18 protein-coding genes are annotated in these 19,567 nt (G+C 50.2%); 4 read left to right on the top strand and 14 right to left on the bottom strand.

Annotation, left to right across the window (positions count from 1 at the left end; genetic code table 11):
• The 8 genes from Q9291_RS06705 to Q9291_RS06670 all read right to left on the bottom strand — a co-directional run bounded on the left by Q9291_RS06705 (position 1) and on the right by Q9291_RS06670 (position 9,285).
• Positions 1-672, bottom strand: a complete 672-nt coding sequence (locus Q9291_RS06705) for an HAD family hydrolase (protein WP_306389259.1) — start codon at positions 670-672, stop codon at positions 1-3.
• 60 nt (positions 673-732) lie between these two features.
• Positions 733-1,362, bottom strand: coding sequence for a bifunctional 4-hydroxy-2-oxoglutarate aldolase/2-dehydro-3-deoxy-phosphogluconate aldolase (eda, locus tag Q9291_RS06700; RefSeq protein ID WP_306389258.1), 630 nt, complete (start codon positions 1,360-1,362; stop codon positions 733-735).
• Between the two features lie 153 nt (positions 1,363-1,515).
• A complete protein-coding gene (edd, locus tag Q9291_RS06695; RefSeq protein WP_306389257.1) occupies positions 1,516-3,330 on the bottom strand; it encodes a phosphogluconate dehydratase in 1,815 nt (604 codons plus the stop codon).
• Between the two features lie 241 nt (positions 3,331-3,571).
• Complete coding sequence (locus tag Q9291_RS06690; RefSeq protein ID WP_306389256.1) at positions 3,572-5,290, bottom strand: carbamoyltransferase family protein; 1,719 nt, start codon at positions 5,288-5,290, stop codon at positions 3,572-3,574.
• Positions 5,291-5,309: 19 nt separating this feature from the next.
• Positions 5,310-6,800 carry a lipopolysaccharide kinase InaA family protein gene (locus Q9291_RS06685; protein WP_306389255.1) on the bottom strand — a complete coding sequence of 497 codons (1,491 nt, stop codon included), beginning with the start codon at positions 6,798-6,800 and terminating at the stop codon, positions 5,310-5,312.
• Complete coding sequence (locus Q9291_RS06680; protein ID WP_306389254.1) at positions 6,785-7,660, bottom strand: 2OG-Fe(II) oxygenase; 876 nt, start codon at positions 7,658-7,660, stop codon at positions 6,785-6,787. The genes Q9291_RS06685 and Q9291_RS06680 overlap by 16 nt, the downstream gene beginning before the upstream one ends.
• On the bottom strand, positions 7,660-8,478 hold the full coding sequence (locus Q9291_RS06675) for a glycosyltransferase family protein (RefSeq protein WP_306389253.1): 819 nt from the start codon (positions 8,476-8,478) through the stop codon (positions 7,660-7,662). Before Q9291_RS06675 ends, Q9291_RS06680 begins: the two co-directional genes overlap by 1 nt.
• A 36-nt stretch (positions 8,479-8,514) precedes the next feature.
• Entirely contained in the window at positions 8,515-9,285 is a 771-nt protein-coding gene (locus Q9291_RS06670) for a lipopolysaccharide kinase InaA family protein (protein ID WP_306389252.1), read from the bottom strand.
• A gap of 94 nt (positions 9,286-9,379) precedes the next feature.
• On the opposite strand from Q9291_RS06670, the gene Q9291_RS06665 reads away from it, so the two are divergent.
• Positions 9,380-10,279, top strand: a complete 900-nt coding sequence (locus Q9291_RS06665) for a lysophospholipid acyltransferase family protein (protein WP_306389251.1) — start codon at positions 9,380-9,382, stop codon at positions 10,277-10,279.
• A gap of 7 nt (positions 10,280-10,286) precedes the next feature.
• On the opposite strand, the gene Q9291_RS06660 is transcribed toward Q9291_RS06665, so the two are convergent.
• Complete coding sequence (locus tag Q9291_RS06660) at positions 10,287-10,988, bottom strand: type 1 glutamine amidotransferase (RefSeq protein WP_306389250.1); 702 nt, start codon at positions 10,986-10,988, stop codon at positions 10,287-10,289.
• Positions 10,989-10,991: 3 nt separating this feature from the next.
• On the bottom strand, positions 10,992-11,534 hold the full coding sequence (locus Q9291_RS06655) for a pseudouridine synthase (RefSeq protein WP_306389249.1): 543 nt from the start codon (positions 11,532-11,534) through the stop codon (positions 10,992-10,994).
• A gap of 10 nt (positions 11,535-11,544) precedes the next feature.
• Between Q9291_RS06655 and icd the strand changes: the two genes are divergently transcribed.
• A complete protein-coding gene (gene icd, locus Q9291_RS06650; RefSeq protein ID WP_370530749.1) occupies positions 11,545-12,780 on the top strand; it encodes an NADP-dependent isocitrate dehydrogenase in 1,236 nt (411 codons plus the stop codon).
• Positions 12,781-12,858: 78 nt separating this feature from the next.
• Here the strand turns inward: icd and Q9291_RS06645 are convergent, their stop codons facing one another.
• Positions 12,859-13,062 carry a cold-shock protein gene (locus Q9291_RS06645; RefSeq protein ID WP_013441419.1) on the bottom strand — a complete coding sequence of 68 codons (204 nt, stop codon included), beginning with the start codon at positions 13,060-13,062 and terminating at the stop codon, positions 12,859-12,861.
• Between the two features lie 340 nt (positions 13,063-13,402).
• Between Q9291_RS06645 and pilB the strand changes: the two genes are divergently transcribed.
• Together pilB and Q9291_RS06635 are read left to right on the top strand one after the other, a co-directional pair.
• Positions 13,403-15,121, top strand: coding sequence for a type IV-A pilus assembly ATPase PilB (gene pilB, locus Q9291_RS06640; protein WP_306389247.1), 1,719 nt, complete (start codon positions 13,403-13,405; stop codon positions 15,119-15,121).
• 31 nt (positions 15,122-15,152) lie between these two features.
• On the top strand, positions 15,153-16,376 hold the full coding sequence (locus Q9291_RS06635) for a type II secretion system F family protein (RefSeq protein WP_306389246.1): 1,224 nt from the start codon (positions 15,153-15,155) through the stop codon (positions 16,374-16,376).
• Positions 16,377-16,445: 69 nt separating this feature from the next.
• Here Q9291_RS06635 and Q9291_RS06630 read toward each other — a convergent pair whose 3' ends face one another.
• Genes Q9291_RS06630 through Q9291_RS06620 form a run of 3 tightly spaced genes read right to left on the bottom strand, consistent with a single transcriptional unit; the run spans position 16,446 to position 19,562 of the window.
• Positions 16,446-17,165, bottom strand: coding sequence for a DsbC family protein (locus Q9291_RS06630; RefSeq protein ID WP_306389245.1), 720 nt, complete (start codon positions 17,163-17,165; stop codon positions 16,446-16,448).
• Positions 17,166-17,197: 32 nt separating this feature from the next.
• Positions 17,198-18,400 carry an FAD-dependent monooxygenase gene (locus tag Q9291_RS06625; protein WP_306389244.1) on the bottom strand — a complete coding sequence of 401 codons (1,203 nt, stop codon included), beginning with the start codon at positions 18,398-18,400 and terminating at the stop codon, positions 17,198-17,200.
• On the bottom strand, positions 18,390-19,562 hold the full coding sequence (locus Q9291_RS06620) for an FAD-dependent monooxygenase (protein ID WP_306389243.1): 1,173 nt from the start codon (positions 19,560-19,562) through the stop codon (positions 18,390-18,392). The genes Q9291_RS06625 and Q9291_RS06620 overlap by 11 nt, the downstream gene beginning before the upstream one ends.
• Positions 19,563-19,567 lie beyond the last annotated feature (5 nt).

Raw genomic sequence — 19,567 nt, 5'->3', positions numbered from 1 at the left:
TCAGTGCCCCAACATGGCATGCATATGGGCAACGACTGTGATCTGATGCTGCTCACAATAAGCCTGCCAGTCAGGCATATCAGTCCAGTCACTCAAAAATACAAAACTCAACCCGGCGCCTGTTGACGCTTGATGGTCAAAGCGGCTATCACCAATAAACAGCGCCGGAAACTGGATGGCACCATCAGCGATCAGCGTTTGCAGATGCTCGGTCTTTTTGGTGGGTCCGCCATAAATACCCAGTTCGAACAGGGTATCCAGGCCACGGCGCGGGAATATCTCACGTAACTCGCTCTGATCGCCGCCAGACATGAGCATCCACTTGGCTTGCGCCGTCTTGTTTTTCAGGTCCATCAACGCAGGCGCCACTTCGCATTGCATCAGGGTTTCATCGAGTATCTCGGTAAAGGTGTCCATATATTCCTGAAACAATTCAGGCGTCAGCGGCACTTTCAGAATCTCGGTAATGTAATAACGAATTTTGTCATTGCGAGGAATACTCCCCAGCTTGATATGGTAATCAACAAATGCCTGCGCCTGTGCATCCGTGCCGCCCAACCGTTTGGCGGTATTGTAATACGCATCCACCTTGGTCTGGTTACTGTTGAGTACGACGCCATCACAGTCCAGGACGATGGTTTTATATTGCTTGAGGTCTAGCATGTTTGACATAAATGGCAGCTAATAAAAAAGGCTTGTATGACTACAAGCCTTGATTATAGCGGATTTGAATTATTTCGCCGCTACGATTGCGGAAGCCTCTTTGGCCAGTTTGGTAATGTGCGCCCAGTCTTTACGCGCAACGGCATCCGCTGGCGTCAACCAGGTACCACCGCAGACGACTACGTTTGGTAATGCCAGGAACTGTGGTGCGCTTTCAACGCTGACGCCACCCGTGGGGCAAAATTTTACATCGCCAAATGGACCGGCAAAGCCTTTTAACAAGTTAATGCCACCCACAGCGACTGCCGGGAACAGTTTTAAAAAGTAATAATCATCTGCATTCGCCATCATGATTTCTGAACCAGTAGACACACCTGGCAACAACGGCAAGCCAATTTGGCGCGCAAACTGCCCCAGCTCGCTGGTGTAGCCAGGGCTGACAGCAAACTGGCAACCCACATCTTTGGAAGCTTGCGCATCCTTGAGGTTACGTACCGTACCGGAGCCCAGAATAGCATCCGGGACATGTTTCGCAATTTGTTCCATGGCTTGCAGAGCGCAAGAAGAACGCAGTGTCACTTCCAACACTTTGACGCCACCTTCAAGCAAGGCTTCGGCCATTGGCACCGCGTCTTCCACTTTATTAATGACAATGACCGGAATTACCGGGCCATGGTTAGCTAACTCTAATGTGCTCATGGTATGCAATATTTACCTAATAAATAAAAAAATGTTTTCAATCGTTTGCTTCATGTAAATGAACATTGCCAAGCAAGGCTAGGCGCAGGAGCGCAGACAGTACGAATAGTACGGCAAGCGAACTGCAACGAAGTATTGCGACGCAATGTTCATTTACAACCAGGTGACTGCGCCCTCTTCGGCAGACAACACATTTCTGCGCATGCCGCCAAATAGTTCGCGGCCCAGGCCGTGCGAATTGTGATGACGTTTGCTGTCGCTCAAGCCTTCTGCTTCACGCTCGGCCCAGGTATCTTCATCTACCAGCACATTCAACTGGCCGACCGTACCATTCAGTCGGATGATGTCACCATTGCGAATTTTTGCAATGGCGCCACCGGCACTGGCTTCAGGACTCAAGTGAATGGCCGCCGGGATTTTCCCTGATGCACCACTCATGCGGCCATCCGTCACAATCGCTACACGGAAACCTTTGTTTTGTAACACTGCCAATGGTGGCGTCAATTTATGTAACTCAGGCATGCCATTGGCTTTGGGGCCCTGGAAACGCACTACTGCGATAAAATCTTTTTCCAGTTCGCCGCGATCAAATGCCGCCAGCAACTCTTCCTGTGCATCAAATACAATGGCAGGGGCTTCAATAATGTGACGATCTTCAGGCACAGCAGAAATCTTGATCACGCTTCGCCCCAGATTACCCTTGAGCAGACGCAAACCACCAGACTCGTTAAACGGATGGGCTGCAGTACGCACGATGGTTTCATCGCCGCTCTCGGCCGGATAGTCTGTCCACACGAGTGTATCCCCCTGCTTCTCAGGCTTCTTGCCATAATCATGCATGCCGCCGCCACTCACCGTGAATACGTCCGGATACATGTAGCCACCTTCAATCAGCTCGCGAATCACAAAACCGGGCCCGCCCGCATCCTGAAACTCATTCACATCGGCTTTACCGTTCGGATACACACTGGCCAGCAAAGGAGTGGATTTAGCCAGATAATGGAAATCTGTCCAGTCAATGATAATGCCGGCAGCGCGTGCCACGGCAACCCAGTGAATCAGGTGGTTGGTAGAACCGCCAGTGGCCAGCAAAGCCACCATGGCATTGACAATCACATGTTCATCAACCAAACGGCCAATCGGTACAAATTTCTCTTTCTTGGTATTTTGCAGTACCAGACGTACTGCGGCACGGGTAAGGTCTTCACGCATGCCATCGTGTGGATGAATGAATGCGGCACCCGGCACATGCAACCCCATCGCTTCAAGCAACATCTGGTTACTGTTGGCGGTGCCATAGAAAGTACAGGTCCCGGCACCATGGTAAGCAGCAGATTCGCTGGCCAGCAGCTCATCGCGGTCACACAAGCCCTGTGCATATTTTTCGCGCACTTTAGATTTTGAGGTATTGTCGATACCTGTGCTCATCGGACCAGCGGGTACAAACACGCAAGGCAAATGGCCAAAATGCAAGGCACCGATTAACAGACCAGGGACAATTTTGTCGCACACACCTAACAACAAGGCTGCATCAAATACATCGTGAGACAGGGCAATCGCTGTACTCATGGCAATAGTATCGCGACTAAACAGGCTCAACTCCATGCCAGGCTCACCCTGCGTAATACCATCACACATGGCAGGAACGCCGCCTGCCACCTGTACGGTTGCACCTTGCTTACGCGCTTCGTCTCGAATAATGTCAGGATAATTGACATAGGGTTGATGTGCTGAAAGCATTTCGTTATACGCAGTCACAATCCCGATATGCGACGGCTTTTCAGCATAGATCTTGAACTTATCGTTTTGTGGCATCGCAGCAAACGCGTGCGCGACATTGGCACAGCCAAGACGATCAGGCCCTTTTTCACGATTCAGGTAATCATCAATCCGATGCAGATAGGCTGAACGCGTCGGACGACTGCGCTCGATAATGCGTTCTGTTACTTCAATGTGAGATTGTTTCATTGACTATCGCTCAACTGTATTTTTTGAATACGTGGTTCTTAACTACGTGATGGAATCACCCTGACCAACTGTTCAAACCTTGATATTTGCCACAGTTTTGGGGCATATGATGTATGAATCCAAGCCCGTTCCCGAATCATGATTATCGCTAAACTGCCTTATTCCGTCAAACCAAAATACCATCAATCAGAGTTTTTCAATATTATTCAAACAGTTAAAACAATCTATACTGTTTTAAACTCTATATTTTGGTCACTAAAATATCTTCCAGCATCAAATATTCGAGATCGCAACCATAAAACATATCCAAGGCGTCAGCTGGGCTACAGATCATAGGTTCGCCGCGGCGATTGAGTGAAGTATTCAGCACCACGCCATTCCCGCGCAGTGCTTCCAAATGTTCAATCAAAGCGTAATAGCGCGGATTGGTTGCCTTGGTTACCACTTGCGCACGTGCAGTGCCATCTTCGTGCACAACTTCAGGGATGCGTGATTTCCAATGTTCGGCCACATCAAAGGTAAAAGTCATATAAGGCGCAGGATGCTCGGTTTGCAAAATATCGACCGCCACACGATCGAGCATGCTTGGACAGAATGGGCGCCAGCGCTCCCGATATTTGATTTGCGCATTGATCCGGTCTGCCACACCCGGAAAGCTTGGGTCGCCTAAAATGCTGCGACAGCCCAGTGCACGCGGGCCAAACTCCATACGTCCCTGAAACCAGGCCAGTGGATTACCCGCCGCCAGCAACTCCGCTGCCTTTTTCGGCCCATCTTCAACACGCGTAAATTTGGGCTTGGACGGATGCGCCTCACAGGCAGCCATACACTCTTCGTTGCTGTAAGCAGGGCCCAGATAAGCGTGTTCCATTTTATGAATGGTTTCACCTGCCAGATGCGCCGCATAAGTAGCCGCCCCCAAACTGGTGCCGTTATCGCCTGAAGCAGGCTGCACAAACAGTTCATTGACATGCGGCAGTGCGATAATACGCTGGTTAAGCTTGACATTAAGCGCCACGCCCCCCGCCATCACGATTTTGCCGGTTTCACGAACAATATCACCCAGATAATACTCAATCATTTGCAGCGCGAGGTCTTCAAGCAGCTTTTGCACACTGGCCGCATAATGTATGTATGGGTCGTCAATTTCATCGCCAGCGCGCTTTGGACCCAGCCATTCAATCAATTTTGGCGTGAAATAAAAGCCCTTGCCATTTTCTTTATAGCGACGCAAACCGACCACGTTGACATACTCGGTATTGACGATCAGTTGCCCATTTTCAAACTTTGCCAAACGGCTTAAATCATACTTGCTTGGATCACCATAAGGCGCCATGCCCATGACCTTGAACTCGCCATCGAGCATTTCAAAGCCAAGATATTCTGTAATGGCACCGTATAAACCACCCAGGGAATCAGGATCATAAAATTCTTTAATTTTATGAATTTTGCCATTTTCGCCATAGCCAAAAAAGGTCGTGGCGTATTCCCCTTTACCATCGATACCCACAATCGCAGTTTTCTCTTTAAAGCCACTCAGGTGATAAGCACTGGAGGCGTGGGCCAGATGATGCTCCACCGGCACATAGCGGGCATTTTTCAGGCCCATGTCTTCCATCAGCTTTAAGGACTTATCGCGGTTACGCCGAAAGCGGCGATTACCATTAAAAATGGCATCCAGCGCACGGTCTGGCGCGTACCAGTAGCGCTTGGCGTAATGCCAGCGCGCAGCAGAGGTCAGCGGGATTTCACCATACGGAAAGGCGACAATATCCACCTGGTCTGGCTGGATACCGGCTTGACGCAGACAAAATTTGGCCGCTTCGTAGGGCCAGTGATTTTTAGCGTGCTTATCACGGATAAAGCGCTCTTCTTCCGCTGCAGCTACAATTTTGCCATCCACCAGAATGGCGGCGGAGGCATCGTGCCCCAAGGCGCCGGATATACCTAAAACAATCATGCAAAGACTCGTTCAATAATTAAATGGAGATGCCTGCCAGCTTAAGCGGTGCTACATCGCTGTATATCACACGCAAGCTTTTCACCAGTGCATTATACAGTGAAGTATCATCTTTCCAATTTTGCAGCAGCCGACGCAAGTCCTTGACATGCGCGCGCAAGGCAGTTTGCGCACAATGATGCTGGCGCATACTGTCCAGATCCATCACAACCACCTGACCGCCATTCGTGATTTGTAAGTTGGTCGCTTTCATATCACCATGCGAAAGTCGCAACAAATAAAGCTGGTAGCACAACAGGCTTAACTGCTTGACTGCTTCGGCCCGTAGACGCTTGTCTGTGGCCTGCTTAAAAAACAGCAGTGCATCCGGCCATGGGCTGAACGCCGCCACGAAATAAGCGCAGCCACGCATCCCCCAGCAGCGCGTCTCCAGCATTAACAAAGGTTGCGGCGTAGCAATGCCATGATATTGCAGCCGGTGCGCGTTTGACCATGAGGCTGCTGCACGACTGGGTCGCCATGCACGGCTCAAGGCATGCCAGCCATTTTTGATGTTGTACCGTTTGATCACCACTTGCCGGTCTTGCAGCTGTGTATGCATGACAGTGCAGGTATTGCCCATTTTCAAGGGTTGACCGCCATGCATGGCGACCTCGAGTGCAGGCAGGTCGGTGGCATGCAGGCCGCCTGCGCGACTGACGGCTTGCGCAGCAAGCGAAGTTTGCAGCCACTCGATATCACTGCAATTCCTGAATATTTTGTGCTGCACATACGCATTGACTTCAGCCCTTTTAAAGCGTTTGGCCCACGTTAACAAAACCTCTGAAGAGAGGGTTTGTGGCCACTGACGCGCTAGCAAATAAGTCTGTAACAAGGTCTCGCTAAAGGTGTGTTGATCAAGTACGGAAATTTTGGACAGCAGCTCAGCCAGCTGCTTGTGTGCCTGACGCGCTGAAAGCAGTTTTTCCTTGATGCCATCGCCATCGATAGACCACACCACGCCCTCTGCAAGCAAAAAGTTTTTGAGATGTAAATCCGTTTGCATCAAACCCGCTGCATGCTGGCTGGCAAGGGTTACGACAAGATGCGTCAACAGCGTCAATCGTTCTTGTTCTGACGCGTTAGCATAACGCGCATCCGCGCTCTCCGCCCTCTCAACTGCCGCATACAGCAGCACCTGCGCATCACCGGCCGCCGTCAGACCCTGCCATAACAAGGCAGGGGTTTTCAAGCCGGCCTGCAGCATCTGGCGCGCACCCTGGGCATCACGCGCTGCGTATTTGTCAGCCTGCTGACCCAGAAAAACCTTGGCAAACACTTTTTGCCCTTGCCAGTCAGCACTGAATACCCAACGCCGCGCCGGCAACACACGATAAGCAGTCAGTTGCTGCAACTGGCTGCCATCCGCCAGACTGATCGACAAGGTATGTGCATTGACTACCGGACATGCAAGTAGCGGCAAAGGCTGTGCCAGCAGATTGCTGATGACATCGTTCAACCGTGCCACCATTGCCTGAGTCTTTGCAAGACGCTACTTGAGCCACCAAACATTTTTTGCGCCCGCCTGTTACGTTTTTTCATCATTTTTTTCACTTGCGCCTTGGTCACTGCGTCATCTTCAGGACGCGCCACATACAGGGTATGCCGTGAATCTCCCGTCTCATTGGGAATAGGCAGTGCCTGATAGTAATACAGGGCAATCGATTTACGGGTAATGCCTTCCGGGGTCGTCAGCGGATCCGGGTGCCCATGAAAACTGTCAGCATCCGTATTAAAAATCACACAGCGATTAAACAGTGGCGCCACGCTGACCTGTCTGGCCTGCATCTGCCTGTCCCACAACTCCAGGTTACCACCGTACTCCGGCAACCAGTCCTCGTTCAAATACACCAGCATATTGACACGACGGTAGAGCTGCAACCCTTCATTGACCTGAAAGTCTGCATGAATACCCAGCAAGCCGCCACGGGAGGTTTCGTGCAAACCACCTCCGCCAAAATAAGGGTCAGGCAGCAAACCCTTAAAGCCTGTCAATGCCTCGATAAATTGCAACATGGGGGCAGAATTAAACAAAGCAAATGCAGCGCGCAACGTGGCATCACAGTCATCAGGCGAAATCTGGCGTTTATGCGTGCCTCCGTAGCCTTTTTCATACACTTTATCGTGCGCCTTGGGGTCGGCTGGAAAATGTGCCAGTAACGCCCTGGTCACCGCAGTCGGAAAAATTCCGTCAATCACTGCGTGTGCAAAAGGATGTGCCTGTGCATAGTCTTCTGCCAGCAACGTCCCTATTTCCCTGGCCAGGCGGCTATCCAGTGTAAAGCCGTCTGCCATTACAATCGGCAGCAAACCATCAGTAAGCTGATTCATTATGATTTCTCTTGTTGTTGTATATGTAACTGTTGCAGCAAAGTCTGTTTGCGTAACAATCGACGATTTTTTCCGTTATATCCGCTTACAAGCCCGACAGTACCAGCTTCCACATGGTCCAGATAGCGAAACAGTCTGGCTGGCGCAATCCGCTCGATCACATAGCCATCAGCAGAAAGCTTATCCTGCAACACATAGCCGGGAATCTGCTGCGCCATATAGAATCGGTAACCATGCTGTTTGATGCAGGCAGTGTTCCACAGGGCAAAAAAGCTTTTAATATAGGGCTCTATATAGGGCTTGGGCGGGCGGGTCGGTAGCCCGAGTACCGATTTCAACCGGCGAGTGTAATATTTCAGGAAACCGGTGAATGTGCGCCATGCAAGGCGAAAGTGTCCACGATTTAACTGGTGCAGACAGCCGATGGCCACCACATTCTGCCGGGATTGCATCCGCTGCAGACACCTGTCAAAAATCGCAGGATCATAGATAAATGTATCTGTATGCATCAGAAACAGATAATCCGTATCGATCGCAGTGAGGATCAGGTCGAGGCCTTCACCATGGGCGGCAAACCCTTGCTCCTTGCCAGGAGAAGACCGCTCGATCAGGTGAATCCAGTCCAGAGTGCGTAAATATGCCGTACTTTCATCCTGAGAATCATTGTCGACTACCCAAATATCCACCCTGTCAGCGGCCAGTGCACCACTGTCCAGATGCTGTTTTAACAGGGTCAGGCAGACCTTGGTTAAATCCAGTGTTTTATAATTAACCAGCCCGATGCTAAATCGGGGGGGTGATGTATATGATTGGCTCACAACAGTCCTTTCAAAACCATTCCAGTCACCTTTTACCTAGCGCTGACTGCGACGTATGATACGCATCAGGCACCAACGGTCAAATCTGGATAACTGTTTGACACCCAGATAATATTTGAAAAATAGTAGCCGATGCGCACGACTCAGCACCGGTGTATGCCGTTGCAATGCTGACAAATCAAACAGCATGCGACTGGTCAGTCCAGGTTGATGCCTGGCCTTTTCCAAGTCGATGAATGCAAGCTCGGCCTGCGCACCTCGACCACGCAGAAACAGGTGTTTTGGATAAAGCGCACGATGCACCAGCCCCAAATCATGAAAATGGCGCACTTGCTCAGCTACGCGACGTAGTGTCTGTAATTTTTCGGCATGCGGCCATTGCGTCCACTCAGGCAGCAAACGCTCAACATCACAAAAATCGGTCAAGTTTTCGGTCACCAGCATTGCACGTTGCTGACCTGAGGCTGATGACTCAGCATAAACAACGACACGTGGTGCCTGTAAGCCAGCGGCTGCAAGCGTTTGCAAGCGCAAGAACTCTCGCTTGAATGTAGGCTCACCGGAAAAAGGATGGCGCCAGCTACGACGGCCATGGTTCTCCTGTTTTTTTACAAACAGAATCAATGGCTGTGCTGATGAGACATTTAATACCAGGCGGCCCACGCCGCTCCAGCCACCGCGGCGTTGATTGGGTGGTTCAAACCATGCAATGTCACGCGCCCAGAGGGCGTCAAAGTCGTCCAGGCCATGTTGCGCCAGCGGCGCCATAAAAGCAGGGTCAATATATTGAGGTAAGGTTTGTTTCAAAATAAATCCGGCAACCCGCAGTTTTAAACTACATTTTGTTAAGATAAGCGCTTATGCCGAATTTTAACAGAATGACTTTATTAAGTTTTAGCCCATGCTAGGTTTTTTATGTAAAGCACTGGCCTGCCTGCCATTAAAGTGGATACATTATTTTGGCGCAGCTCTGGGATATGGCGCTTACCTCGTCGACCGCAAGGGTAACCGGACTGCACTCAACAACATCCTGCAAAGTGGCCTGACTGCTGATACAAGCCATGCGCGACACTTGATGAAAGCCAGCCGCATGTCGGCTGGCAAAGCGCTGATAGAAACCTTTTTTATCTGGGGACAACCGGCTGCCAAACTCGTGCCACTGGTGAAAGAAGTACATGGCTGGCAATTAGTGGAGGATGTGCAGAAAAACGGGAAAGGCATTATCTTCCTGACACCGCACCTGGGTTGCTTTGAAATCACATCGATTTATTACGGAATGCATCAGCCAATTACCGTGCTATATCGGCCACCAAAACTGCGCATCTTAAAAAACATGATCATCAGTGGCCGTCAAAAAGAACAGGTGACGATGGCCCCGGCAAACGCTGCCGGAGTTAAAAAACTGCTACAGGCTTTAAAAGCCGGTCAAGCGATTGGCATTTTGCCTGATCAAATCCCCAAGCGCGGTGAAGGCGAATGGGCGCCATTTTTTGGTAAACAGGCCTACACAATGGGACTGGCCAGCAAACTAGCCCAGAAATCAGACGCCACCATTATCATGGCATTTGGCGAGCGCCTGCCGGACGGGGCTGGCTATGCCATTCATCTCAGCGAAATCAGTGATATTTCAACACCCGCATTATTGAACAAAGCAGTCGAGCAGCAAATCGCCAGGTGCCCTGACCAGTATCTCTGGCAATATGATCGCTACAAGCAAAGGCGCTACGCCTTGCAAAAAAAGCCTTACCTCGCTGACGCAGCAACTGCTGAGCCGTCATCAGAGAAAGATAGCCAGAAATAAACCCAGACTACAAACCGGTAATCCAGCGCGCGTAAACCCTGTCCGCCACCGCATGCAAGCGCTCACAATCATGCTCAAGATTTGCCAGCATATGGCTCGCCGACTGAACAGCGGGGCTGCTTGCCGAATTGGCAATATCAGCCTTCCAGTTCTCGGTCCATACCTTGACCATCTCCGGCATCATTTCAATATGGCACTGAAAGCCGATATGCTTACCTAGCACATATGCCTGATTCTCGCAGTAGGGGCTGGCCAGAATTTGTGTTGCGCCATCAGGAATGGTGAATGTTTCACCATGCCAGTGAAAACTGTTAAAGGATTGCAAGTCGCCAAACCATTGCCTGGCGTGCGAATTATCTAGCACGCTGACTTCTCCCCAACCGATCTCTTTGACCCGGTTTTGACGCACAGTGCCTCCCAGCGCCTTGCTGATCAACTGCCCGCCCAGGCAATGTCCAAGCAGGGGCACATCCTGTTGCACCGCTTCACGAATCAACCCCAGCAATGGCGGAATCCAGGGCAAATCGTCATTCACGCTCATGGGGCCACCCATCAGCACAATACCGCTGTAAGCCGCTACCGAGGCGGGCACCGGCTCACCTTTGTCAATACGAACCTCGCACCACGGAATTGCATGCTGCGCCAAAAAAGTGCCTAAATAGCCTGCGCCTTCACAGCAGGCGTGTCTAAATATGACTACGGGTTTCATACTTTACCTTTTCACTTCAACCGCTTTGTATTCCCCAAGCAAGATTCCGTCCAAGGTATACGGGCCGACTGCATAGCGTATCAGGCGCAATGTCGGAAAGCCCACATGCGCGGTCATCCGCCGCACCTGACGGTTCTTCCCCTCGCTTATTTTCAGCTCCAGCCAGGTGGTCGGGATCAATTTTCGCTCACGGATCGGCGGATCCCGCTGCCATAAATGGTCAGGTTGCGTGATGATTTCTACGACGGCGGGCTGTGTCACAAAGTCACCCAAATCCACACCCTGTTGCAATGGCATCAAATCTGCTTGTGTAGGAGCACCTTCCACCTGCACCCAGTAGGTTTTGACCTCTTTGTGTTTGGGATGACTTAAACGATGTTGCAAAGCACCGTCATCGGTTAAAATAAGCAATCCCTCGGAATCGGTATCGAGCCGCCCGGCGGCATACACGTTGGGAATCGGAATATAGTCTTTGAGCGTCGCATGCTTTTCATGCGCAGTGAACTGGCAAACGACGTTAAATGGTTTATTAAACAGTAACAACATGGAAAGCGCTATGTCAAAAATCAAGGTGCCAGCGACTGGCAGCAAAATCACGGTGAATGCCGATAATACCTTAAATATCCCGGATCAACCTATCATCCCCTTCATTGAAGGCGACGGCATTGGCGTAGATATTACGCCCCCCATGATCAAGGTGGTGGATACCGCGGTAGAAAAAGCTTATGGCGGCAAACGCAAAATTTCCTGGATGGAAGTCTATGCCGGTGAAAAATCGACCACTGTATACGACAAAGATACCTGGCTATCTGATGAAACCATGGCGGTACTGAAAGACTATGTCATTTCAATTAAAGGCCCGCTCACCACTCCGGTCGGCGGTGGCATCCGCTCACTTAACGTGACCTTGCGCCAGGAACTGGACTTGTACGTTTGCCTGCGTCCTATTCAATATTTTACCGGCGTGCCAAGCCCGGTCAAGCACCCGGAAAAAACCGACATGGTGATTTTCCGTGAAAACACCGAAGATATTTACGCTGGCATTGAATGGGCAGCAGGCACTGAAGAAGTCAAAAAGGTAATCAACTTCTTGAGCGATATGGGTGTGCGTAAAAAAATCCGCTTCCCCGAAGCCTCTGCCATAGGCATCAAACCGGTCTCGATTGATGGCAGCAAGCGGCTCATCCGCAAGGCCATTCAATACGCAATTGATAACAACCGCAAGTCAGTCACCATTACCCACAAAGGTAATATCATGAAATTCACCGAAGGTGGATTCCGTGACTGGGGCTACCAACTGGCCAAGGAAGAATTTGGTGCAGTGCCGATTGACGGCGGCCCATGGTGCACACTGCCCAATGGCATTGTGATTAAAGACTGTATTGCAGATGCTTTCCTGCAAGAGATATTGCTACACCCTGAAGATTATGATGTGGTGACCGCACTTAATTTAAATGGCGACTACATGAGTGACGCACTGGCTGCGCAAGTCGGTGGAATTGGCATTGCACCAGGCGCCAACTTAAGTGACACCGTGGCCATGTTTGAAGCCACACATGGCACAGCCCCTAAAATTGCCGGTAAAAACCTGGCCAACCCGAGCTCACTGATTCTCTCTGCCGAGATGATGTTACGACATATGGGATGGGTAGAAGCCGCCGACCTGGTGTTGAGCGGAGTAGCAAAAGCTATTGCCAGCAAACGTGTCACGGGGGACTTCTCCAGCCAGATGGAAGGCGCAACGCAAGTAGGTACCGCAGAATTTGGTGACGAGATAATCAAAAACATGTAACAGCCAAGCAAATTTACGGCATAAAAAAACGGCTCACATACGTGAGCCGTTTCTATTTTAGTGCCCCTGAAACATTTTTTATGCTTTTTGAATATTGCTGGCTTGCTTGCCTTTAGGACCCTCAGTTACATCAAAACTCACGCGCTGTCCTTCTTTCAAGCTTTTGTAACCAGATTCCACGATTGCGGAAAAGTGTGCGAACAAGTCATCGCCGCCATCGTCCGGAGTAATAAAACCAAAGCCCTTAGAATCGTTAAACCACTTTACGGTACCTGTTGCCATTTCTACTTCCTTACTTATACTTAAAAGGGAGGCGCCCCAAAAGTTTGTCTCAAGAACTCAAGTCGCAATAAACAAGCTTTGCTTTAAAACTTAAATTAAAGACGGCTACAAAAAACCTGAACGCAAACGCCTGAATAATTTATAAGTGAGCATAATTTAAAAGTCAAGTGGAAAATAACAACTTTTAAGAAATTTATGATAAACCACGCAAAATTTGTATAAATGCCGCAGTAGAACATGTCTTTTCAAGCATTTGAATTTTCAACCCTTCAGTATACTAAAGAAAAAAGTACTGCTATATCAACACATTAACAAGGCTTTCTAACCAGCGAACAACTTTATGGCGACTCCGGCAAGTGCAAGTAAACTCGGTGGCATGGCCCGCATGCTGGTGCAATTGTCTCTGTTGACAGAAGGCGAAGCGGTTGCGATTCAAGATAAAGCGCAGTCACAGAAAAACAGTTTTCTGGCAACCACGCTCACTGACAAAAAAATCTCCTCCAGACACATTGCACAAGCCGCTTCAGACGCATTCGGCTTCCCATTTTTTGATCTGGATGCGTTGGATGCTGACGCGTTGCCAGCCAAAAGTATGGACATCAAGTTGATGCAGTCGCACCGGGTGGTATTGCTACAGCATAAAAACAATGTGGCTTACATTGCCATCTCCGATCCGACTAACCTGCATGCACTGGATACCATACAGTTTCAGATGGGTGCTACTCTGTTTCCGGTGATTGTTGAAGATGACAAACTCGGCAAATGGATAGACCGTATTGTGGAGTCGAAAGATACCAGTATGGCGTCGCTGAACAGCAACGATGACTTCGACTTGGGTCTGGATGAAAACAGCGAAGAGCCAGAAATTGAAAATACACAGGAAGTGGACGATGCCCCCGTCGTCAAGTTTCTACAGAAAATATTGATGGATGCCATCAACATGGGGGCTTCAGACCTGCACTTTGAACCCTATGAGAAGTTTTACCGTATTCGTTTCAGGATAGATGGCGTACTGCGCGATATGTCTCAGCCACCATTGGCGATTAAGGAAAAACTGGCCTCACGCATCAAGGTCATTTCAAATCTGGATATTTCAGAAAAAAGAATTCCGCAGGATGGCAGGATGAAACTCCTGCTCTCAAAAACCCGCGCGATTGACTTTCGTGTCAGCACACTGCCGCTGATTCATGGTGAAAAGATTGTGATGCGGATTCTGGACCCGGCCAGCGCGACACTGGGTATTGAAGCACTGGGCTATGAGCCAGAACAAAAAGAAGCCTTACTGAAAGCCATTTACCGCCCGTATGGCCTGGTACTGGTTACTGGACCAACCGGTTCGGGCAAAACGGTTTCACTCTATACTTGCCTTAACCTACTGAATGATCCCGCTGTCAACATTTCTACCGCCGAGGATCCCGCCGAGATTCCATTGGCCGGCATCAACCAAGTCAACGTGAATGATAAACAGGGCCTTACATTTGCAGCCGCACTGAAGTCATTTTTGCGACAAGACCCGGACATTATTATGATCGGTGAAATTCGTGATCTGGAAACAGCAGATATGGCGATTAAAGCCGCCTCTACCGGCCATATGGTGCTATCCACCCTGCATACCAATGATGCACCCTCCACCTTGTCAAGATTGCTGAACATGGGGCTCGCCCCTTTCAATATTGCTTCTGCGGTAACGTTAATCACAGCACAACGTCTGGCCAGACGTTTATGCAAGCACTGCAAGGTTCCACTCAACATCCCCAAAGAGGCCCTGCTGCAAGCCGGGTTCTGTGAAGCTGATCTGGATGGCACATGGCAGTTGTTTGGCCCCAAAGAAGGTGGCTGCGAGCATTGCAATGGTGGCTACAAAGGCCGGGTAGGTATTTATCAGGTGATGCCGGTCAGCGAGGAAATTGCGCGTATTATTATGTCCAATGGCAATGCCATGGATATTGCGGCGCAAGCCAAACGCGAAGGCATTAAAGATTTACGTGAATCAGGTCTGCTCAAAGTTAAACAAGGACTCACCTCGATTGAAGAGGTTGAAGCAGTGACTAATGAGTAAATTTTACAGCACTATTATTTAGGTATCCATCATGGCAGCAGCAAATGTAAAACAATTTGTATTCCTCTGGGAAGGCAAAGACCGCAAGGGCAAAGCGCTTAAAGGTGAAATGCGCGCCAATGGCGAAGCGGTAGTCAATGCCACCTTGCGTCGTCAGGGTGTGACTGTGACCAAAATCAAAAAACAGAGTGCGCTGGCCGGCAAGGGCAGGATCACCGAAAAAGATATTTCGCTGTTTACCCGTCAACTGGCAACCATGATGAAAGCTGGCGTTCCGTTGTTACAAGCGTTTGATATTGTAGGCAAGGGTCATAACAATCCGGCAGTTGCAAAACTGTTATCCGATATTAAAAATGATGTGGAAACCGGCAGCAGCCTGAGCGCAGCGTTCAGAAAGTATCCATTGCATTTTGATGCCTTGTTTTGCAATCTGGTTGCGGCAGGCGAACAGGCGGGCATTCTGGACGCCCTACTGGATCGACTGGCTACTTACAAGGAGAAAATACTCGCCATCAAAAGCAAAATCAAGTCGGCACTGGTTTACCCGGTTTCAATTCTGGTGGTGGCGTTTGTAATCACAGCGGTCATCATGATTTTTGTGGTGCCCGCTTTCAAAGACTTGTTCAGCAGTTTTGGGGCTGACTTGCCAGGACCAACAGTCATTGTGATCAACATTTCCGACTTTTTCGTCAAATGGTGGTTGGCTATTTTTGGCTCAATCGGGTTTAGTCTGTGGTACTTTTTTTATACTTGGAAACGCTCTGAAAAACTACAGGCTGCCATGGATCGCCTGATGTTGCGCCTGCCTATTTTTGGGGTACTGATTCGTAAAGCGACCATTGCCCGTTTTGCGCGCACGCTGTCTACCATGTTTGCTGCGGGTGTCCCGCTGGTGGAAGCGCTGGATTCCGTTGCCGGGGCTTCTGGTAACAAAGTCTATTTCGATGCCACTAAGAAAATCCAGAGTGAAGTAAGTACCGGCACCAGTCTGACCGTCGCCATGCAAAATGCCGATGTGTTTCCCAACATGGTGTTGCAAATGACGGCGATTGGGGAGGAATCCGGCTCACTGGATGCCATGCTGACCAAAGTGGCTGACTTTTATGAAGGTGAAGTGGATGACGCAGTCGCTTCGATTTCGAGCCTGATGGAGCCAGTGATCATGGTGGTATTGGGTGTGCTGATTGGCGGTCTGGTGGTGGCGATGTATATGCCTATCTTTAAAATGGGCAAGGTGGTCAGCGGCGGCGGTTAAGTCTGTTCAGGTCGCAAAAATAAAAAACGGGCTGGATAACCAGCCCGTTTTTTATATGGCGCCTAAACGCTACTTTTTAGCTGCTTGCAACGACTTTTCAATTTCATCATAAGGCTGTGCACCCAGCATACGCTTGCCATTTTCAAAAAACAGGGTAGGCGTACTGTTGACGCCATATTTGCGAGCCAACTCGCCCACTTTTTCCAGCGGCACTTCGCACTTGGCAGTTGTCGTGGGCAGCTTGTTGTTCATGATCCAGTCTTGCCATGCTTTCACGCGATTGCTGGCGCACCAGATACTGCGTGACTTGTTGGCTGCATCCGGATGCAACTGTTCAATCGGGTATAAAAAGGTGTATACCGTCACGTCATTCAGATTGCTCAACTCTTTTTGTTCCAGTCGCTTGCAAAACGGGCAATCTACATCTGAGAACACTACCAGCTTACGGCTACCATTACCTTTGACCACTTTGATCGCCTGATCCAGCGGCAAACTGTTGAAGTCAATTTTGGTCAGCTCATCCAGACGGTCACCCGTGATGTCCTTTTTGGTTTTGGGATCAACCAAACGTCCCTCGGCAATTAAAAAACTGAATTTATCATCGGTATAAATGATCTGGCCGCCCATGAACACTTCATACAAACCGGCATAAGGGGTTTTCACCACGCTGTCCACCTTGAATTTTGGATAAGCCGCTTCTATCACTTTTCTCAACGAGGCTTCATCTGCGCATGCAGCAACCGATACACCCAGCAATAACAGGGCAGACAACCATTTACGTATACTCATGACCACTCTTTCATTATGTGCACAATCACAGCCTAGGCGCCTGTGGCGGTACGTATTAAAAAACGTTTAAGCATAGCACTGTTTTCCAGGCCACGTAAGCCCAGAACTGCGGCATGGGTCCAGCCTGCTTGCGAGCGTGAAAACAGGCTATCCAGCCCTCTGGTCAATGCATGCATTGCGGCAATATCCGTTTTACGCGCACGCGCCACACGCTGTAAAAAACCTTGATGACCAATTGGCTGCAGCCTTGGCAAGCGCTGCATGTGTGTGCACAATGTCATCACATCCCCGAAACCGAGATTGACGCCCTGCCCTGCCATTGGGTGCACCTGATGCGCAGCATCGCCGAGCAACATCACATTCGGCAAGGCGGTCACCACAGCCGTTTTCTGTAGCAACGGAAAAGCCACCACTTCACCATGCGGTCGCAATGTCCCGGCGACCATTCCACAGCGTGCGGCAACCTCAGTCGCCAGTGCCTGCTGCGACAACTGAAGTTTGGCTTGTGCACTGACATGGGACAAAGCCCACACCAGTGACACTTGTTGTTGCGGCATTGGCAGCAATGCCAGCGTTTCATGTATACCAAACCATTGCCGCGCAATATCGCCATGCGGCTGGTCGCTGATATAGTTGGTCACTAATGCAGTTTGCGCAAAATCAAACACCTCGGTATTGATAGCACATTGTTCACGCACCCATGAACGCGCCCCGTCAGCACCTATCACCAACTGCGCTTCAATCTCGCGACCAGCCAATGTTAAATGGGCTATGTGACCGCAGTGTTGCAGGCCTGTGGCAGGTGCGTCGGTGATAATTGTCACATCAGTACGGTTAAGCGCTTGCCAGCAAGCGTTCATCAGCGCCCAGCTTTCGACGATATATCCCATGTGCGGCAGGTGTGCCTCTTCAGCTGTCAGGCGGATATCTGGCGTATCATGTACCTGTGTGGGCGACCATAAATGCATGGCAGCAATCGGGGTCACGCGTGAAGCAGGCAGATGTTGCCATACACCAATATCAGTGAGCCAGCTCACCGTGGCATTGGTCAAGGCATATATACGCGTATCCCAGTGTGCAGTGTCATTGACCCAACCTTCTGGCAGCGCCATGATAGGCTTGGCATCAGTCAAAACCACCCGTTTACCAAGTCGGGACAAGGCAATTGCTGCCGTCAGGCCAACCAGACCAGCGCCGACAATCACCACATCGGTTTGTAAATAATCAGCGGCCATAACTCATTTTATTGATTAAAAATCGCCGCGCACCGGGCAATACTCCCAACAATCCCAAACCGGCACCTCGCAATAAGCCCACGCCAATCAAATCATTGGAGAACACATTGACCAGAAAGTCTGTAAACAACAGTCCGCGTCCGGTATCCTGTGCGCGCGATTGCCGATAATGATCCAGCATACTGGCTACACCCCACGCAGAAGAAGGCGTCTCACGAATACTTTTAGCCAACGCCACGGCATCCCGAATACCGACATTAAACCCTTGTCCCGCCACCGGATGCATGGTTTGTGCAGCATTGCCAATCACCACGCAATGCGCTGGGAAAGTTTGCGTCAGTTTACTTAATTTCAATGGGAAACGACCGCGTTTGCCAATATGAAGAAATCGGCCAACACGGTCACCAAATGCCTGATGCAAGGCCTGCAGAAAAGCGGCATCATCCAGCGCATTAATTTGATCAATATAGGCTTGCTCGCCGGTCCATACCAGTGAGAACTGATCGCCATTCGGGAGCAAGGCCATCGGCCCTTTGGGTGTAAATCGTTCATAAGCAATATAGCGATGAGGCTGCTCGGCTTTCACCAACCCAACCAGCGCATCATGTCCGTAATGCTTGGTCTCCCTGACTAGGCCAGGGATAGCATCCAAGCTGCGACCGCCATCTGCAACGATAGCTAATGGCGAGCACAGGGTGTGTATTTCAGCCAGCATTGCCATAGAGATCTCAGCGGACCCGGCATCAACAGTCAACCCACCGACGGGCAAACCATAGCGGACAGCAATACCCTCCGGCCGTTCATCCAGACACTGATCCAGCGCGCGCATCAGCGCACCATAAGACACCACATAGCCCAAAGCCGGTATAGCCTGTTCACGAGCGTGCAACAGGGTACGGCCAAAGCCTTTCTGCTGGGAAATATGAATGGTCTCAATAGGCGTCACATCCGGCTCTAGCAAAGCCCACACGCCCAATTTTTCGAGTTCCAGGCGCGTACCATAGGACAAGGCGAGCGCACGACCATCGCCATACATCGCCCCTCTTTCTTGTGCCTCTAGCACAGTCACAGGCAAGCCAAGCTGCTGAAGGGATAGTGCCAGCACCAGCCCAACCGGGCCAGCACCTATGATGACGGGATGATCAATAGACTCACGTAACAAATTGC

It is taken from the genome of Methylophilus aquaticus (assembly GCF_030769565.1).
Taxonomy (GTDB): domain Bacteria; phylum Pseudomonadota; class Gammaproteobacteria; order Burkholderiales; family Methylophilaceae; genus Methylophilus; species Methylophilus aquaticus.
Note: the sequence above shows the minus strand (reverse complement) of the source record. Positions and strands in the feature narration are given on the sequence as shown.

Bases quoted from the DNA above. Each gene is read 5' to 3' on its own strand.
- edd (WP_306389257.1), bottom strand. From the start codon at position 3,330: ATGAAACAATCTCACATTGAAGTAACAGAACGCATTATCGAGCGCAGT.
- pilB (WP_306389247.1), top strand. From the start codon at position 13,403: ATGGCGACTCCGGCAAGTGCAAGTAAACTCGGTGGCATGGCCCGCATG.
- eda (WP_306389258.1), bottom strand. From the start codon at position 1,362: ATGAGCACATTAGAGTTAGCTAACCATGGCCCGGTAATTCCGGTCATT.
- Q9291_RS06665 (WP_306389251.1), top strand. From the start codon at position 9,380: ATGCTAGGTTTTTTATGTAAAGCACTGGCCTGCCTGCCATTAAAGTGG.
- Q9291_RS06630 (WP_306389245.1), bottom strand. From the start codon at position 17,165: ATGAGTATACGTAAATGGTTGTCTGCCCTGTTATTGCTGGGTGTATCG.
- Q9291_RS06655 (WP_306389249.1), bottom strand. From the start codon at position 11,534: ATGTTGTTACTGTTTAATAAACCATTTAACGTCGTTTGCCAGTTCACT.
- Q9291_RS06625 (WP_306389244.1), bottom strand. From the start codon at position 18,400: ATGGCCGCTGATTATTTACAAACCGATGTGGTGATTGTCGGCGCTGGT.
- Q9291_RS06680 (WP_306389254.1), bottom strand. From the start codon at position 7,660: ATGAATCAGCTTACTGATGGTTTGCTGCCGATTGTAATGGCAGACGGC.
- icd (WP_370530749.1), top strand. From the start codon at position 11,545: ATGTCAAAAATCAAGGTGCCAGCGACTGGCAGCAAAATCACGGTGAAT.
- Q9291_RS06690 (WP_306389256.1), bottom strand. From the start codon at position 5,290: ATGATTGTTTTAGGTATATCCGGCGCCTTGGGGCACGATGCCTCCGCC.
- Q9291_RS06685 (WP_306389255.1), bottom strand. From the start codon at position 6,800: ATGGTGGCACGGTTGAACGATGTCATCAGCAATCTGCTGGCACAGCCT.
- Q9291_RS06645 (WP_013441419.1), bottom strand. From the start codon at position 13,062: ATGGCAACAGGTACCGTAAAGTGGTTTAACGATTCTAAGGGCTTTGGT.
- Q9291_RS06660 (WP_306389250.1), bottom strand. From the start codon at position 10,988: ATGAAACCCGTAGTCATATTTAGACACGCCTGCTGTGAAGGCGCAGGC.
- Q9291_RS06705 (WP_306389259.1), bottom strand. From the start codon at position 672: ATGTCAAACATGCTAGACCTCAAGCAATATAAAACCATCGTCCTGGAC.
- Q9291_RS06635 (WP_306389246.1), top strand. From the start codon at position 15,153: ATGGCAGCAGCAAATGTAAAACAATTTGTATTCCTCTGGGAAGGCAAA.